Here is a 16,592-nt window from a genome sequence, read left to right as displayed (position 1 = left end):
GATGAGTCAGACTACTGTATCCAATGAAATTAATCAGCAGGAACTGCAGCATTTAATTACGGTATCTACTGGATTTATTGATGCCTATATTATTGAATGCCATGGTAAAGAGCCGATGCTGCTGCCGCAAAATATTGTGCTGTCAGCATTGGACAGCACAACCAAAGTGCAAAGTGTAGAGTGGCATGAATTGAAACTGCCGGTATATGCAGTTAATGAGCCAGAGCGTAAAAATGGCGTAGCGCTGGTGATTGAAGGTGAAGATGTGCGTCAGCGTTTTGCGCTGATGTGTAATGAAATGCCAACGTCAATCCGCTTGCGTATTTCGGAAATTGTCGATGAAGATCATGTCATGACTGATCCTGCAGTTTTCCAATATGTACGTATGAATGAGCACGTGTATCACATTCCAAATTTGACGCATATTCAGTCAACAATTGGTTTATAACCTTTAGTTTGAGCCGATTTTAAAATAATAAAAAAGGAACTCTGCGGAGTTCCTTTTTTATGTCTTATGCACTAAGTATTTTATTCAGCCAATAAGCCTTCTAGAATCTGTTCGTAGATTTCTGCTAGAGGCTCTAGATCAGCAACATTAACATGTTCATTCACTTGGTGAATGGTTTCATTCAATACGCCTAATTCAAGCACTTGCGCGCCTGTAGGTGCGATAAATCGCCCATCAGAAGTGCCGCCGCTGGTTGAAAGCACAGTTTCAACACCGGTTACATTCAAAATCGCTTTTTTAGCGGCATTGACCAATTCGCCGACTGGAGTAAGGAACGGCAAGCCTGAAAGCGTCCATTCAATATCATAATTAACTTGATGGCGGTCTAAAATTTCTAAGGTGCGCGCTTTTAATTCTTCAGCCGTCACTTCTGTAGAGTAACGGAAGTTGAAGAGGGTCGTTAACGTGCCAGGGACAACATTGGTCGCGCCAGTGCCTGAATTGATGTTAGAAATTTGGAAAGTGGTTGCTGGGAAGTATTCATTGCCGTTATCCCACACTGTTTCACATAGTTCTGCAATCGCCTTAGATGCCATGTGAATTGGGTTCAGGGCCAAATGCGGATAAGCGACATGGCCTTGTTTGCCTTTCACGGTTAATTTTGCGTTTAAAGAGCCGCGGCGGCCATTTTTCACAATATCGCCCAACGTATTGGTGCTTGACGGTTCACCAACCAGACACCAAGTCATTTTTTCATTACGGGCTTCCAGTGTTTCAACAACTTTTACCGTACCATTAATAGAAGGGCCTTCTTCATCAGAGGTAATTAAGAAAGCGATTGAGCCTTTATGATTTGGATGTTTAGCTGTAAAACGTTCAGATGCAACCACCATTGCTGCCAAAGCGGTCTTCATGTCTGCGCTGCCGCGGCCATATAGTTTGCCGTCACGAATTTCTGGGGCAAATGGGTCTGAACCCCATGCGTCAAGGCTGCCAGTCGGTACAACATCGGTATGGCCGGCAAAACAGAAGACAGGTGACTCTGTACCGCGGCGCGCCCATAAGTTATCCACGTCTTCAAAACGCATATTTTCAATTTTGAAGCCTGCTTTTTCCAAACGGTCTGCCATAATGTTTTGGCAGCTATGGTCGACAGGAGTCACAGAAGGCTGACGTAGAAGCTCAAGGCTAAGATCAAGGGTCGCGGATGAAGTCATGCTGAGTCTAAAAATCTAAAAGTTCGTAATATAATAGGCGAATCAGCAAAATTAAACATAAAAAAACCCTATTTAAATAGGGTTTTTAAAAATTCAGCACTAAAGCTGATTTTAATTCAATTAATTGCGGCGGATTTCTTCAGATGTTTTTTCAGCAGTGCCGGTTACAGCTTCACCAGCCTTAGATACGTCTTTGCCGACACCTTTTACAGTGTTACAGCCAGCTAGAGCAAAAGTAATAAGTAGTGTAGCAGCTAGAATTTTTTGCATGATCATCTCCGTTTATTTTGAATAATTAAAATTATTCTGATGTGAGATTTAGATTAAAAAATACACTGCTTAAAATATGTGCTTTTTTTATAGTGCTTAGGTAAGTGAATGTAATTCATCGGCAGAGTAAATATTTGATTTTATGGGTAGCTTAATAAGCTTGGCTGTCTGTACATATAGTAATGTTCTGCATCTGCAGATTTGTATAAACCATCAGTCCACCACTGTGCTGGCAGGCTGCTGGCAGAATGGTTGACGCAAATCCACTCATGGCGCTGCAGCCGGTAAAAGTGCTGCGCTGCTGCAGGGTGCTGCTGCGCCCAAAGTCCCATTCTGCGTGCAGGATTGATCCAGTCTGGCAGTGTATGTATGTGCTGGGCGGCTGGCAAATATAGCTGACCTTTTAAAATGCAGTAGCGGCGTGAAATTTGATGTTCAAGCGCCTCAGAAAATTGGAATTGCTTTTGGGTAAAATGATGCAGTTTTCGGCTCAGTGTGTCACTACGGTTCAGTCCATACCAGAAGGGCAAAGACAGATCGCGTTCAGCGAGATAATATTTAAGCGCGACTTCCCAATGCTCAATTTCATTTGTTTCAGTATTTTTGAGCACAAAATCTAATTCACCTACAGTTCTGGCGCCATCAATTTTTTGAATGCTGTGGCCTAATAATTCATAAGGATGGTATTGCTGTTCCAGCAGCCAAAACCAAATGAACATTTCAAAGCGCAAGCCAAGCCGAGTGCTTTTTAATTTTTGCAGGAATTCAAGCAGTTCATCTGGATGCTGATCTAAATACTGCAGGCGAGGCCAATAATGTGTTAAATGCTTGCGCCAAACGTCATCGTTATGAAATTGAAAAGCGTGCGTTATTGGCAGTTCCTGAGGCAGACTGCGCAGAATATTGGCGCTGCCGACACTGAATGCCAGCTGGCGAACCATGGGCTGTGAAAGTTCCAGCCAGCGTTCATCAAAATCGTGATCTAAAAAATGAAGGTGCATGCGTCGCCCAAGGAAAGTGCAGAATAACAACGGATAATGTGCAAAAACACTTTATACTACCTTAAATCTGTAATGTGGGATGCGGCATGAAAACGTTGTTTTGGCGGAGCCTTGTGGTGATTTTTGTCATTCTTGGTTTTATAGGCGCAATATTGCCCGGCATGCCGACAACCGTTTTTCTTATTTTAGCGGCTTGGGCTGCATCAAAAGGCTGGCCGCAAATGGATGCATGGCTGCTGAATCATCCTAAATATGGCGCAACATTGCGTGCATGGCGTGAAAATGGCACAGTGCCCCGCAAAGCAAAATGGATTGCCAGCAGCATGATGCTGGTCAGCGCCATAATTATGTTCTTTACCAATGCGCCGCTCGCCATTAAAATTTTTACAGATGTGACCATGCTTTTGGTGGCAATTTGGCTGTGGATGCGTCCTGAACCGCAGCATCAAGCGCTTTTAAATGCCGATAAAACTGAGAACACAAAATGACGCATTATTCGCCTGAGCAGGCCGATATCACAATTGATTTAAAACACCAAACGCTGAGCTTAAATAAGCTGAATAAATTTTACGTGATTTCTACAGGAAAAAACGGGATTGGTGAAGCAGAGAACAGCGGCAAAACACCGCGCGGCTGGCATACTGTTGCAGAAAAGTTTGGCCAAGACTTGCCTTTAAATAGTGTTTTTATTGCCCGTCAGCCGACTGGAGAAATTTATAGTGCGCAATTTGCTGCAGAACATCCTGATAGAGATTGGATTTTATCGCGGATATTGTGGCTGCGTGGTTTAGAACAAGGCTTTAATTTGGGCGATGGCTGCGATACCTATAATCGCTATATCTATATACATGGCACGCCAGAATCTGAACAGATGGGCATCCCGCTGTCGCATGGCTGCATTCGCATGCGTAACGAAGAAATAGCAGAGCTGTTTGAACTGATTCCAGAAGGGGCCTTGGTCAATATTGTCGAATAAGGCAAAAGCATCGATACAATTTTGCCTATAGTTATGCGTGATAGCCGAAACTTCAGTTTTTGAGGTGTTTTTCTAAACAGCATAATCTGCTCAAAAGACAATACAGTTACATGAATCCTCAATAATTTTTTAAAATTGATTTGAGCTGCATGTAAAATAGTCAAACTTGGCAGATATATAGAATTGAGTTGATCAAAAGCAGTATTTTTTCTTGAAAAAAATCGGTCGTAATACTTTTAAAATGAGTTATGCATTTAAAAATTATACAAAAAATGCAGTTTTTTACAGCAGATCACCTATTTTTTAATCACTCAGGCTTAAAAAGTGGAAAACTCGCAGAAAAGCGTTTGACACTCAGTGAGGATTCTCTATAATGCACCTCATCAAACGATGAAGACGTTTTGAAAGGGCGCTTAGCTCAGTTGGTAGAGCGTCTGCCTTACAAGCAGAATGTCGGCGGTTCGATCCCGTCAGCGCCCACCAAGCTTTTTCAGCGTTAAGATTTAAGTGCAGCGGTAGTTCAGTTGGTTAGAATACCGGCCTGTCACGCCGGGGGTCGCGGGTTCGAGTCCCGTCCGCTGCGCCACTTTAAATCTTAATATTCGTTTGAACCACAATTGCGACATTGTGTAGATGCAGCGGTAGTTCAGTTGGTTAGAATACCGGCCTGTCACGCCGGGGGTCGCGGGTTCGAGTCCCGTCCGCTGCGCCATTTACATGATAGATCTTTTGAGGGCGCTTAGCTCAGTTGGTAGAGCGTCTGCCTTACAAGCAGAATGTCGGCGGTTCGATCCCGTCAGCGCCCACCATTTCTTTGTGATGCAGCGGTAGTTCAGTTGGTTAGAATACCGGCCTGTCACGCCGGGGGTCGCGGGTTCGAGTCCCGTCCGCTGCGCCATTTCAAAGAATAAATGCAACAAACCCTTAAAGGGCGCTTAGCTCAGTTGGTAGAGCGTCTGCCTTACAAGCAGAATGTCGGCGGTTCGATCCCGTCAGCGCCCACCATATCTTTTTAAGATATAAAGTGTAACTTCGAAAGAAGTGACGTGATGCAGCGGTAGTTCAGTTGGTTAGAATACCGGCCTGTCACGCCGGGGGTCGCGGGTTCGAGTCCCGTCCGCTGCGCCATTTATCTTAAAAATCTCTGTTCAAGAGAATGCCTTTAGAAAAGTCTTCGATTTTTCTCTTGCGCTTAGACAAAGCTTCGCTTTGTTACTCTTCGCTCAGGGCGCTTAGCTCAGTTGGTAGAGCGTCTGCCTTACAAGCAGAATGTCGGCGGTTCGATCCCGTCAGCGCCCACCATATCTTCTTCCTTAAAGCTTGCCTAATACATTATTTTTTCATAGAATTTAACGTCTATAATAATTTTAATATTCGTAATTTAATCTATGAGAAATCCATATCAGCGCAAGGCAGCGACAAAAACTCTAACAACCCTTTCTAATCCTCAAGATATTTATAAACAATTTATTGAAGCCATGGTTGCGCAAGCAGGCTTGATGGCTCTGTATCAAGACGGCTGGGCATTATGCGCGACCCCAACCGGTCAAAAAGCATTTGCCGTCTGGAAAAATAAGAGCCTTGCAAAACTTTTAATTAAAGACAATTGGGCAAATTATGAAGTGCAGGAAATAACCCTGAAAGACTTTGTCGAAAAAGTGATTCCATTTCTGCGTGAAAACAATACTTCTGTCTCTATGGATTTAACGCCAGAGGGGCAAAATATTCTGGTTGCGCCTGAAAAACTGTTATTAGACCTAAAAAATTATTTATATCAGGTTTATGTGCAAAAGCCTGAAATTTTCAAAGATGTAAATATTCCATTGCCTCGCAATATTCGGATTCATTAATTTAATTCATATTCATTCAGTAGCAGTCCGCTGGCATAGGCAAAATATTCGCGCAGCCAAGAATTGTAGCGAATATAGAGCGGAGTCGGCGCACTGACGCTGTAAATATTGCGGTAGCCTTCATGTTTTGCAATTGCCGCCGCACGCGGCAAGTGAAAGTCGCTGGTCACAATCGCTATCGGCTGATCCAAGCTGATCTTTATTGCTGTTAAAAGTACCTTGCTGTTGCTGAGGTTTTGAGCTGTGCTGGTGCTTTGATCTTCTAAATAGATATGCTCAGCAGTTAGACGATAGTTTTGAACTAAATATTGTTTCATTACTGCAGCTTCAGACACCTGCTCATGCATCCCCAAACCGCCTGTCATGATCAGCGCAGCATGGGGATTTTGTTGCACCACAGGCACAGCAGCATCTAAACGGGCCTTCAATGTAGGCGAAGGCTGTCCATTTTCTATTCCGCTGCCTAGAACGATGATGGCTGTGACTTGCGGTATTGAAGAAGATTGCTGAACCGCATATTGCAAATAGGCAAAAAAGACCGCCAATGAAATGAGCCAGAGTCCGAAGGCGGCCCAAGACCATTGCCATATTTTTTTCAGCCAAGGATACTGAGTTAATGCGCGCTGTATCGCAGGATAGAATATAGCGCAGGCAATAAAAACAAGACTGATGGCAATCGGCAGCAGAATGCCAAAATGGATTTTGCCTAAGGAGAGCAGCCATAAGCTGTTGATGAGCAGGGCACAGCCTGTAATGGATAATAAAATTCTTTTCATCATGCTGCGCTGATTAGCCTGAGACTGTGTTGCAGTTTAACAAAGATGCCTGTTTTATTCAGGCAAAAAAAACCGAGCGGCTAGGCTCGGTTTTTTCTTAAAGCACTTTAGTAAACATCGCGGCGGTAACGGCCGTCCTGTCTTAACTGCTCTACTGCGCTTTCACCTAAAATCTTGATCAAGACCGCATCAACATCGCTGGCCATGCCATTGATGCTGCCGCAGACATAGAGGGCAGCGCCTTTGTCAATCCAAGCTTTGAGCTCGTTAGCCTGCTCAGTTAATTTATGATGAACATAGACTTTTTCTGCCTGATCGCGTGAGAAAGCCAAGTCTAGGCGTTTGAGCATCCCTGTGCTTTGCCATGCTTCTACGGTGCTTTGATAGAAGAAGTCATGGTCATGCTGGCGTTCGCCAAAGATTAGCCAGTTGTCGGTATAGCCAGCGCGGATACGCGCGCTAAGCAGACTCATTAAACCTGCGATGCCTGTGCCATTGCCAATGAAAATCATTGGTCGGTTATCGGCAATCAGATGGAATGATTCATTGGTGCGGATGCGCATGGCAATCTGCTGATTGATCTGTGTATGCTGAGTCAGCCAGCCTGAACCTAGGCCGAGTTGCCCTTGTGCATCAGATTGCTGGCGCACCACTAAGCGCAGCATTTGCTGCTCAGGAATGCTGGCAATGGAGTATTCGCGTGACGGTAATACTGGCAGCTGTTCGAGCAGATGATCCATATTGGCAAAAGGTTCAACTTCTGCGGTTAAATCACGGTTCCATAACATGGCTGCAATATTTTGGCCGCTTGAATCTGCTGTTGTGCTGGCATGAATTTGATGCTGTGTTAAGAATGCATCAATGCGGTCTGCGCTGTTGCCTGGCTGAATTTCAGCAATGTCACCTGCTTGCCAAAGCACTTCATGTTCTGGGCTGAATTCAAGATTGAATGCTGGTGCTCCCAGACTATTTGGGTTAAGCACATTACGTTTTTTCAATGTCCATGTATCGAAGGTTTTTTCGATATTCATGGCTTGCAGTTCAAGTTTTGATGCTTTTGCAAGCGCTTGATTCCATTGCTGGATCGCCGCGGCATTGGCATTATCGACTTCAATCAGGTCAAAGAAACGAGCCGCGCCATTGTTTTTAAGCCAAGCATCAATGCGGTGGCCAAAGGCGCAGTAGCTGTCAGGATATTCTTGAGAGCCAAGTGCAAGCACAGCATATTTTAAATGGCCCAGTTCTAAAGATTGAGACATGTGTTTCTTTTCAAACACTGAAGCAAGGTCTGGCGCTTCACCAGTGCCGTAAGTGCTTGCGACAAATAGCACTTGAACTGCCTGTTTCAAATCTTCCGCAGTCAGCTGCTGTGCAGATTTTACGGTTACGGGCTGACGCGCTTCCTGCATACTGGTGGCGGTACGCCAAGCCAGCTGTTCTGAAACACCAGTTTGTGAGGCATAGACAATAAGCCAAGGCTGAGCATTTGGATCCGTACTCACCGCATTTAAGTGATTGCGTGCAGCAAGGGTTAAGCGTTTTTGCTTGCGGCGTTTTAAATATAGCATCCAGCCTGTGACAAAAAATAGCGGCATCATCAGGGAAGCAAGCACCACTGCAAATTGATACACGGGGCCGAAGAAACTGCCGCGGTGTACAGGCAGCATGCTGGTCATGATTTTTTCATTCAGCTTTTTGTCTTCATACAGTTCTAGTTTTTTGATGCTGGAAGCAGTGTAATCATAGGTCGCTTTGTTGCGCGCACGTTCATGCTGCGGCACGGCATCGACAAATTGAATTTCCAATTCGCCATTGGCTTTTTTAGGAATATTAAAGGTTACACTTGAGTATTCACGGCCAATTTGCGCATTAAAGCCCGTCCAGCTTTGAGTTAGAGCGAGATGGATCTGTTCTGGTTTCAGGCCTTTTTTCTTTTTGCCTTCACCTTGCTCATCGCCATGACCTGCATTTTGCGGCGTAGGCTGCGCAGCGGATTGAGCATTTTGCGGCGGCTTGTGACCGCCTTGAGGCTGAGCTTCAGCCTGCATGGCTGGCTGAGGCCGCTCTACACCCAATACCTTAAACATGCCGCTGCGCCACCAGTCATATGACCAATACAGACCAGTCATTGCCAGTATTAAATAAAAGACAGCGACCCATGTGCCGATGACGGCATGCAGGTCCCAGATAAAATTGCGGCCTTTTAATTTTGGCTTAACAAAGACCCACTGTTTTAGCGAATGCTTTTTAGGCCAGCGCAGGTAAATACCGCTCAAAATAAAATAAATTAAGATCAGGGTAGATGCGCCAGTCAGCTGTTTACCAAACGCGCCAGCAGTCAGCGTGCGGTGCAGCTTCTGAATAAATGGAAAGAAATCACGGCCTTTGAGCTCTGGCAGAATTTCGGCAGAGTAAGGATTAATCATCATATTGTGGCCGCGTCTGGCGCCTTCTTTCACAACATTGACGGTAGATGATTCGGTAGCGGAAGGAGTGATGGTAATGCTGTTGATCTTAATACTTGGATCGGTTTGCTGGAAATGCTGAAAGATTTGCGCCGGTGTTAATTTTTCTTTTTGCTCGGCTTGAACCGTATAGCTTTCAGGATTCAGCCATTTTTGAATCGGCTGTTCGTAGGAATAAATGGCGCCAGTGATCCCCATAATGGAGAGGATTAAACCGGCACTGATTCCAAAGAACCAGTGAAGCTGGAAGAGAGTTTTTTTAAACATGGCGTTCAATGTTTAGACTAAATGCGAGATGCCGCGAATTATACCCTGAGATTGCGCAGAGAATATGTATTATTAATTTTTATTCTCATTCTCATTTGAAAAAATAGAGCATAAAAAAGCCCCGATGCGGAGGCTTTTAAATGTGCATATAAATTATACGGCTTTTGGCTCGCCCACAGTTTCAGTGAGGTGCTTGCGAATCGTTGCAAAAGGGAAGTTTTTGCTGTCTAAACGTTTTGGCAAAATATATGCGCCTTGCTGATCTTTAATTTTGAAATTGATCAAAATAAACTCAGGCGTGTTGTACCATTCGTAAATGTCTTTCCAGCCAACGGTCATGTTGCCCATTTGCATGCCAACCTGCTGCTGCATTGAAATGCCGTGAGGCTGTACGCCTAGACGAATGCCTTTAATTTCCTGTACAGGTGTTTCTTTCAGCTTGCGTTTTACATACCATTCGATGCCGAATTTGCGGACAAGGAAGTAAACAGCAACACAGACAATAGCAACCCAGCAGAATACGGTTGAGTAGTTTTTGATTAACACCAGACCTAAAATTGAAAGGGCAATGATTGCACCCATAATCAGCCAAGCTTTAGTGCCAATTTTATAATTGCTGCGGGACAGTACCAGCTGTGCATTGCGCTGTTCTGCTTCTGAAACTTCATAAGCCACAGGCTGCAAAGTATAAGCGTATAGATTTTTCGCGGTCATGATTCAACTAACAAATTTCAAACTGTAAAAAGTTTAGCATTATTTATACCGTTTCAGTGAGTATATTGTTCCAAAATCAGTCAAATTATAACGATTATAATGATGCTAATTCAGTCGCTTGCTGGTCATGATCATGGCTTAAATTCTGTTTTAAACGGCTGATTTGCGCCAAGATGCTGAACATCAATGACAGCTGCTGCAGAATAATCAATGACTTTTGATCGTCGTCGCTGTTTTGCGTTAAGCGCTGGCGGATAGTCTGCAGCATATTGGTGGCGGTCAGATCAGGCACTTCATCGCGCAGCAGCGCACCCTGAATATCATTAGCGGCTTTGTCCAGCAAATGCAGTACTTCCTGATCCTGAACTTTTTCACGATGCGCGCCCAGCGCGGCAATATAGCTGATAAAGGTATGGTTTAAACACAAGAACTCAAAAGCCTGTGCTTTTTGTGCAGAGTCAAAGTCAGGTTCAGTTGCTAAAGTGGAAATTAATGAAGCAACCTCAGCATCCGTATTGTGTGCAGCGCGGCGTACAACACGGTAATTCAGCCCGTTATTGCGGCCATGTTTATATTGCTCGACCACTTCTGCCAGATAATTGCACTGCGCCTGCAATGAGCGCTTAATGGTACGGGGCAGGCGGCGGAATTTCCAGTCAGGGAAAATAAAGCTGACGCCCAGCCAAGCCAAGGCACAGCCGATAAGGGTATCGATCATGCGCGGTATAGCAGCTTCAAAGCCCATACCGTCTAAATTGAAATTAATCAGCGCAAGAATGGTAATGAATGCTGTGGCCTGAGCGTACTGTTTGCTTCGCAATTCAAAGAACAGTACGCCGCTGAGTACCAGCAGCAGTAACTGCCCTTCAATAGAAGGTACAAAGTACAGTACGGCATAGCCTAAAATAATACCGATCAGCGTGCCGACAATACGCAAATACAGGCGGCGCTTGGTGGCGTTAAAGTTTGGCTGGCTGACAAAGAGTGCAGTCAGTAAAATCCAGTAGCCGTATTGAATATCTGTCAGCTGAACAAAGATATAGCCAATAAACAGCACCAGCGAGACACGCACAGCATGGCGGAACAGAACCGACTCAGGTGTTAAATGCTGTTTGACCCGAATGACAATATCGTCCCAGCCTTTTAAGTCGTCATCTTTGAGCTGATTTTCAATGTGCTTGGCTTTATCGAAATTCATATGGCGCTCAGTTTCCACATTGCGCAGCTGTGAGTCGATGGCCTTTAAGTTTTGATACAGCGAAAATAAAGAGTTGACCCATACTTGATCGTACTGCTGTTCTGCGCGCAGTTTTTCTAAGGACAGCTTTAAATTCTGAAATGCATGCTTAAAACGCTTGTTATGCTGATAGGTTTTGCGCTGCAGAATGCTCGCGCTTAAATCCTTACAGGCTTTGGCCTGAATCGATAAAATACGCTGAAAGCGGAACAGAATGTCGCTGTGTTCAAAAATTTTAGAGAGTTTTTGATAGTCAATATGCGCTGAGTCAGCGCGTTCATGAATATCCTGCGCCACAAAATAATACTGCAGGCTGCGGCGGGTATCGCGCTGTCCGCGGTCACCTTTAAGGCGGGTCAGCAGCGCAGTTTTCATATCATTATAAATGGTAATCAATTTGCCATTTTCTAAAGACAGTTCAATCATGCTTTGCTGATAGCTGGCAGCCGTCATATCTACATCAAACAGATTGGATTTTGCAAAGAGAAAATCGCCTAAGGATGAATAGCACTGCGCCAATTTGTCTTGCACTTGGCGGACTGGAAACAGCAGAAAGCTGATGGTGGAGATTATGCCGTACCATGCTGCTCCAATCACCAGCAGGCTGGCCTGCATGTACCAATTGTCAAATAAATGCACGCCCAGCATAGAATAGACAGAAATGACCAAGCATCCATAGGAAATGGTGGCATAGCGGCGGCCCAGAGAACCCAGCAGAATCCAGCCTATACAGGACACTATTAAGCCAATGGCAAACAAGATCGGGTAAGGGAACAGTAAATACACCGATACCGCAGTAATAAAGAACCCAATGTAGGTGTAAATCAAATTCATGATGCGCACGGAAAAACGGTCATCAATATCGCTTAGACCAGCAGCGACAACCCCTAAGGTGAGGGGAATCGTGTACAGCTGCTGCCCCATGTAATACGGCACAAAAGCAGTGCCTGTGAAGGCGATAATCATGCGGATGCTGTACATGAAAGTGGTGTTATAGGTCGCTTGTTTAAGCCGAGTGAACCAAGAGTCCAATTTTTATCCTTCGCAGTTGGGCGCTGAGCGGCTAAGTGAAATTCTGAATTACATGATTTTTCACTTTGAATCTGCAAAATAATACTATGACAGGTGTAAACTTGTCTGCATTCAAAGCATTTAGAAACGAAATACCCTTATGCAGACCGAACAAAGCAAAACGCAGTATTCCAGCGCTTGGATCATGCTGCTGGCGCTGCTGACTTCGCTTGGACCCCTGTCCATTGATATGTATTTACCGGCTTTACCGCAGATGGCGCATGATTTTGGTGTAAGCACTCAAATGATTGCCAATACCTTGCCTGCGTATTTCTTGGGGCTTGCTGTGGGGCAGCTCATTTACGGCCCTGTCAGTGACCGGATTGGACGTAAAATCCCGCTGTATTTCGGGCTGATTTTATATACGGTCGCCAGCTTATTGTGCTTCTCTGTGCAAAATGAATGGAGCTTGATCGCTGCACGGGTATTGCAGGCTTTGGGCGGCTGTGTAGGCGTGGTGATTGCCAGAGCGACGATTCGCGACCGTTTGGATATGCAGGCTTCTGCGCAGGCTTTTTCCAGCATGATGATTGTGATGGGGATTGCGCCGATTATTGCTCCAACGCTGGGGTCTTGGATTTTGAAATTTTTCAGCTGGCATGCGGTATTTGGCGCACTCAGCCTAATGGGCCTGTTTTGCTTAGTCTGTGTGCATTTCTTTTTTAAAGAATCCTTGCCAGTATCAAAGCGCCTCAAGCTGAGTTTTAAGCAGGTGCTTTTGCTTTATGTCACCATTTTCAAAGACAGCAGTTTTAGACTGCCGATGGTGATTGGCTGTTTTTCGGGTGCATTGCTGTTTTGCTATATCAGTTCGTCACCTGCGGTGCTGATGGACAGCTATGGACTGACCCAGCAGCAATTTGCCTATGCTTTTGGCGCAAATGCTTTTGGCATTATGCTGTTTTCGACCTTTAATAAGCATTTAGCCGCGAATACTACTGTTATGCAGCGCCTAAAAATTGGCGGTTATATTCAGCTGGCGGGTGTACTCATTTTACTGATGAGCGCTGTGCTTTATGCAGAGGCGCCATTGATGGCGGTTATGCTAGGCATGTTCCTGACTGTTTCTGGCATTGGTTTTACCGGTCCAAATGCTATGGCTTTGGCCATGTCTGAACAAGGCGCGCGTGCAGGGACCGCCAGCGCTGTCATGGGCAGCATGCAGTTTGGCTGCGGTCTGCTGGGCGGTTTGATTTTGAACTTTATGTTCTGGAGCGCATTGCTGAATATGGCGGCAGTCATGCTGCTGTTTATTATTGTGGTTTTATACGCAATCCGAAAAATCCAGCCCAAGGCTTTGGCTTAAAACGGTTTAAAATAAATAAAAGTGCTGGAACAAAAAAAAAGAGGCTTTGAGCCTCTTTTTGCTGTTTTTTAGTGTCATTTAAATGGTGCGCATTATTCTAAGAAAACGGCAAAATCTTCAACAGGGACACGCGGTGTGATAAATGTATTCACAATATCGTCTGGGTCCGCATAGCCGAGCGCCATTGAGCAGACCAGTTCTTCGTCTTCAGAAGCATGCAGTTCACTTAAAACAATGGTGTGAAAGTGATTCCAAGCCGCTTGCGGGCAAGTGTCCAGTCCGCGGGCTTTGGCAGCCAGCATGACATTTTGGATCATCATGGAAATGTCCATTTTAGAACCGACACCTAATGATTTATGAACAGTAAAGAACAGCCCCACAGGCGCATCAAATAATTTGAAGTTACGCAGCTGCTGTTTGGCCATTTTTTCTTTTTCACCTTTTTGAATATTCAGCAGTCCATACAAGCCCCAGCCATTTTCACGGCGGCGCTCAATAAAAGGAGATAACCACTTTTCTGGGTAATAGGGAAAAGTTTCGGTGTAATTTTTTGCCAATTCGGGGCTTAGAAATAAGGCAGATTGCGCGGTGCAGACTTTTTCGATCAATACATTGCGTTTACGGCCTTGAACAACATACACTTTCCATGGCTGTGTATTGGTGCCAGAGGGCGCACGGCTTGCCACTTGCAGGATGTCTTTCAGCATGCTTTGTTCAATCGGCTTGTCCAAAAAAGCCCGGACAGAATGGCGTGAGGTGATCACTTGATCGACGGCTTGCTGCAGCTGCTGGTCCATATTATTTACCTTATCATTGCTTAAAATTTTAGTTCTCCTTTAAAATGTTTAACATTAATCTGTGTTTTAGAACAAGTCTTGCTGCTGAATCATGAAAAATAGCCTGAAGTTTCTATACCTTTAAGGTATTAAAAATTACTTTTAAGGTATGATTTTGGCATATTCAGCTAGCACATCAGGCCATGACCTGTGCAATTCTATGACTGTGTTCAAGAACTTATCCTTGTATTGGAGATTATTAAATTTCCAAAGCGGGCTTTTGTGCAATTCAGCGTTTTACTGGGTGAAGCGCATGCTACTAAAGCACGGATAGTCATGTTATGAATTGTCCGTTCAAATAATCACCGTGAGATGTCAGGAAGAACAGCTCAATTTTAAAAATACAGTGTATAAAAAATGGATTTTGTAAAGGAGCGGTTCAACAGGACCAATTATTGCAAGAGCAAAACACCATGATTCATGGTTAACTTGGCGCTGTTTAGGGATTTGAAGATTTATACGTATGGAAAAGGGCAGCTTCGCTTATTCAATATGTAAATTACAAATGCGTAAAATCAGCAAAGTCGTGTTTAATTTTTCCTGTATAAATACGCAATTAGGGAAAAACTTAATAATTGTCACAAAATAACATTTCCGCTTGGATTGGAAATGATTGTGTGAAACTTGGATTCATCTGGAGAATATATGAATTTCGCTCAAATTAAAAAACCTGCAGCACAATACAGCTTAGCCATTGCCGTTTCAGCAATTATGCTGAGTACTGCGCATGCAGCCACAGCTGAACAAAAAGAAATTGCACAATTACGTGCAGAAGTTGCAGAACTGAAAAGCCTGATTCAATCTCAGCATCAGGTGCAAGTGCAGCAGCAGGCAGAAATTCAGCAAGTAAAAACCCGTCCAGTTGTACCGCCGCCAGCAGCGCCGCTTGCAGGCTTAAAATCTAAAGCTGGCGCAGATGTGAACTTATATGGTTTTGTACGCGGTGATGCGAACTATATCATTGAAGGTTTTGATGGTGATTTCGGTGGTGTGAATGCAACTACTGGCGCGACTAAAGACAAATTGCGCGCTACCGCAAAAACTACACGCTTTGGTTTAGACTTTACAGCGCCAGTGGGCGGTGATAATAAAGTTGGCGGTAAAATTGAAGTCGATTTTGCCGATACAAACGGTTCAAATGACGGCCTGCGTTTGCGTCACGGCTATTTAACCTATAACAGCTGGTTATTCGGTCAAACAACGTCAAACTTCTTGGCTGGCCACGCACCTGAAATGATTGATTTCAGCACCAACATTGGCGGCGGTACTCAGCGTTTGCCGCAAGTACGCTATAACTTCAAACTAGCGCCGCAAACTCAGTTGTTTGTTTCTGCAGAAGAAGGCGATAGCAAGACAGGTACAACTGCAGATTCAATTCAATACCGTCTTCCAAACTTAACGGCGAAATTGACTCAAGGTTTTGCAGGCGGTAAAGGTACGGCATCTGCGCGTGCATTGGTTGAAAACTACAAGTCAGAAGCAGCGAATGACACTGAAACAGCTTGGGGTATCGCAGGCGGCGCAACTTTTGATGTCACTGATCAATTGAAATTGACGGGTGATGTGTCTTTTGTTGAAGGCAACAGCAACTATCTATACGGTTCAAATAATGCCTACGTTGTTGATGGCAAAAATATTGAACAAAATAAATTCACAGCAGTTCAAGTTGGCGGCACATACAAGTTTAATGAAAAATTGCGTTCAACGTTAGCATATGGCGCACAGTTTGCGGATGACGGTTCTCGTTTTGCGGAATTAAGCGCTACCGCTAATGAAGAAGTGCAGCAAGCATGGATCAACTTTATCTATGCGCCTGTTAAACCCGTTGAGCTGGGTGTTGAATATGTGAATGGTAAGCGTAAAACATTTGCCGGCAATTCATATAACGATGACCGTGTTGGCTTAATGGCTAAATACAGCTTCTAATCTGAAGATTTAAATTGCCTATAAAACAGGAGCATAAAGCTCCTGTTTTTTTGTTTGGGCAGAGCGCGCTAAAATACTTATAAATCAATAACTATTTTTCTGAAAAATAAATATAAAAAAACATATCAATTGGATTGATATGTTTTATTGTAAAAAATAAAGTTTTTTTACAGAAAGTATGCATAATGGCCCACTTTTATTCATATTTTAAAAATTGAATCTAATTTACATT

14 protein-coding genes and 8 tRNA genes are annotated in these 16,592 nt (G+C 44.2%); 14 read left to right on the top strand and 8 right to left on the bottom strand.

Features of this window, described 5'->3' with window-relative positions; translation table 11 throughout:
• Position 1 precedes the first annotated feature (1 nt).
• Positions 2–448, top strand: coding sequence for a hypothetical protein (locus tag B9T34_RS07860; RefSeq protein ID WP_086212606.1), 447 nt, complete (start codon positions 2–4; stop codon positions 446–448).
• A gap of 80 nt (positions 449–528) precedes the next feature.
• Here the strand turns inward: B9T34_RS07860 and dapE are convergent, their stop codons facing one another.
• The 3 genes from dapE to B9T34_RS07845 all read right to left on the bottom strand — a co-directional run bounded on the left by dapE (position 529) and on the right by B9T34_RS07845 (position 2,936).
• Positions 529–1,665 carry a succinyl-diaminopimelate desuccinylase gene (gene dapE, locus B9T34_RS07855; RefSeq protein WP_086212605.1) on the bottom strand — a complete coding sequence of 379 codons (1,137 nt, stop codon included), beginning with the start codon at positions 1,663–1,665 and terminating at the stop codon, positions 529–531.
• A gap of 120 nt (positions 1,666–1,785) precedes the next feature.
• Positions 1,786–1,935, bottom strand: coding sequence for an entericidin A/B family lipoprotein (locus tag B9T34_RS07850; RefSeq protein WP_086212604.1), 150 nt, complete (start codon positions 1,933–1,935; stop codon positions 1,786–1,788).
• A gap of 140 nt (positions 1,936–2,075) precedes the next feature.
• Positions 2,076–2,936, bottom strand: coding sequence for a DUF1853 family protein (locus B9T34_RS07845; RefSeq protein ID WP_086212603.1), 861 nt, complete (start codon positions 2,934–2,936; stop codon positions 2,076–2,078).
• Between the two features lie 86 nt (positions 2,937–3,022).
• On the opposite strand from B9T34_RS07845, the gene B9T34_RS07840 reads away from it, so the two are divergent.
• From B9T34_RS07840 to B9T34_RS07790, 11 genes are all read left to right on the top strand, one after another.
• Positions 3,023–3,424, top strand: a complete 402-nt coding sequence (locus tag B9T34_RS07840; RefSeq protein ID WP_086212602.1) for a YbaN family protein — start codon at positions 3,023–3,025, stop codon at positions 3,422–3,424.
• Positions 3,421–3,912, top strand: coding sequence for a cell wall-recycling L,D-carboxypeptidase ElsL (gene elsL, locus B9T34_RS07835; RefSeq protein ID WP_086212601.1), 492 nt, complete (start codon positions 3,421–3,423; stop codon positions 3,910–3,912). Before B9T34_RS07840 ends, elsL begins: the two co-directional genes overlap by 4 nt.
• Before the next feature lie 407 nt (positions 3,913–4,319).
• Positions 4,320–4,395: transfer RNA gene (locus B9T34_RS07830), tRNA-Val, on the top strand.
• A 26-nt stretch (positions 4,396–4,421) separates the two neighbouring features.
• Positions 4,422–4,498: transfer RNA gene (locus tag B9T34_RS07825), tRNA-Asp, on the top strand.
• A 49-nt stretch (positions 4,499–4,547) separates the two neighbouring features.
• Positions 4,548–4,624, top strand: a tRNA-Asp gene (locus tag B9T34_RS07820).
• A 21-nt stretch (positions 4,625–4,645) separates the two neighbouring features.
• Positions 4,646–4,721, top strand: a tRNA-Val gene (locus tag B9T34_RS07815).
• A gap of 12 nt (positions 4,722–4,733) precedes the next feature.
• Positions 4,734–4,810, top strand: a tRNA-Asp gene (locus B9T34_RS07810).
• Between the two features lie 31 nt (positions 4,811–4,841).
• A tRNA-Val gene (locus B9T34_RS07805) sits at positions 4,842–4,917 on the top strand.
• 46 nt (positions 4,918–4,963) lie between these two features.
• Positions 4,964–5,040, top strand: a tRNA-Asp gene (locus tag B9T34_RS07800).
• Between the two features lie 98 nt (positions 5,041–5,138).
• A tRNA-Val gene (locus B9T34_RS07795) sits at positions 5,139–5,214 on the top strand.
• 86 nt (positions 5,215–5,300) lie between these two features.
• Positions 5,301–5,762: a DUF2750 domain-containing protein gene (locus tag B9T34_RS07790; protein ID WP_086212600.1), complete on the top strand. Its 462-nt coding sequence runs from the start codon at positions 5,301–5,303 to the stop codon at positions 5,760–5,762.
• On the opposite strand, the gene B9T34_RS07785 is transcribed toward B9T34_RS07790, so the two are convergent.
• From B9T34_RS07785 to yccS, 4 genes are all read right to left on the bottom strand, one after another.
• Positions 5,759–6,538 carry a YdcF family protein gene (locus tag B9T34_RS07785; RefSeq protein ID WP_086212599.1) on the bottom strand — a complete coding sequence of 260 codons (780 nt, stop codon included), beginning with the start codon at positions 6,536–6,538 and terminating at the stop codon, positions 5,759–5,761. The genes B9T34_RS07790 and B9T34_RS07785 overlap by 4 nt on opposite strands.
• A 107-nt stretch (positions 6,539–6,645) precedes the next feature.
• Positions 6,646–9,270 (bottom strand): PepSY domain-containing protein, encoded by a 2,625-nt coding sequence (locus B9T34_RS07780; protein WP_086212598.1) that lies wholly within the window; start codon positions 9,268–9,270, stop codon positions 6,646–6,648.
• Between the two features lie 153 nt (positions 9,271–9,423).
• The gene (locus B9T34_RS07775; protein ID WP_086212597.1) at positions 9,424–9,984 is read right to left on the bottom strand and encodes a YcxB family protein; all 561 of its coding nucleotides are present in this window, start codon (positions 9,982–9,984) and stop codon (positions 9,424–9,426) included.
• A gap of 94 nt (positions 9,985–10,078) precedes the next feature.
• The gene (gene yccS, locus B9T34_RS07770; protein ID WP_086212596.1) at positions 10,079–12,253 is read right to left on the bottom strand and encodes a YccS family putative transporter; all 2,175 of its coding nucleotides are present in this window, start codon (positions 12,251–12,253) and stop codon (positions 10,079–10,081) included.
• Positions 12,254–12,392: 139 nt separating this feature from the next.
• On the opposite strand from yccS, the gene B9T34_RS07765 reads away from it, so the two are divergent.
• Positions 12,393–13,598, top strand: coding sequence for a multidrug effflux MFS transporter (locus B9T34_RS07765; protein ID WP_086212595.1), 1,206 nt, complete (start codon positions 12,393–12,395; stop codon positions 13,596–13,598).
• Positions 13,599–13,690: 92 nt separating this feature from the next.
• On the opposite strand, the gene B9T34_RS07760 is transcribed toward B9T34_RS07765, so the two are convergent.
• Positions 13,691–14,395 carry a nitroreductase gene (locus B9T34_RS07760; RefSeq protein WP_086212594.1) on the bottom strand — a complete coding sequence of 235 codons (705 nt, stop codon included), beginning with the start codon at positions 14,393–14,395 and terminating at the stop codon, positions 13,691–13,693.
• 684 nt (positions 14,396–15,079) lie between these two features.
• Between B9T34_RS07760 and B9T34_RS07755 the strand changes: the two genes are divergently transcribed.
• On the top strand, positions 15,080–16,360 hold the full coding sequence (locus B9T34_RS07755; RefSeq protein WP_086212593.1) for a DcaP family trimeric outer membrane transporter: 1,281 nt from the start codon (positions 15,080–15,082) through the stop codon (positions 16,358–16,360).
• Positions 16,361–16,592 lie beyond the last annotated feature (232 nt).

The organism is Acinetobacter sp. ANC 3813 (assembly GCF_002135435.1).
GTDB lineage: Bacteria > Pseudomonadota > Gammaproteobacteria > Pseudomonadales > Moraxellaceae > Acinetobacter.
Note: the sequence above shows the minus strand (reverse complement) of the source record. Positions and strands in the feature narration are given on the sequence as shown.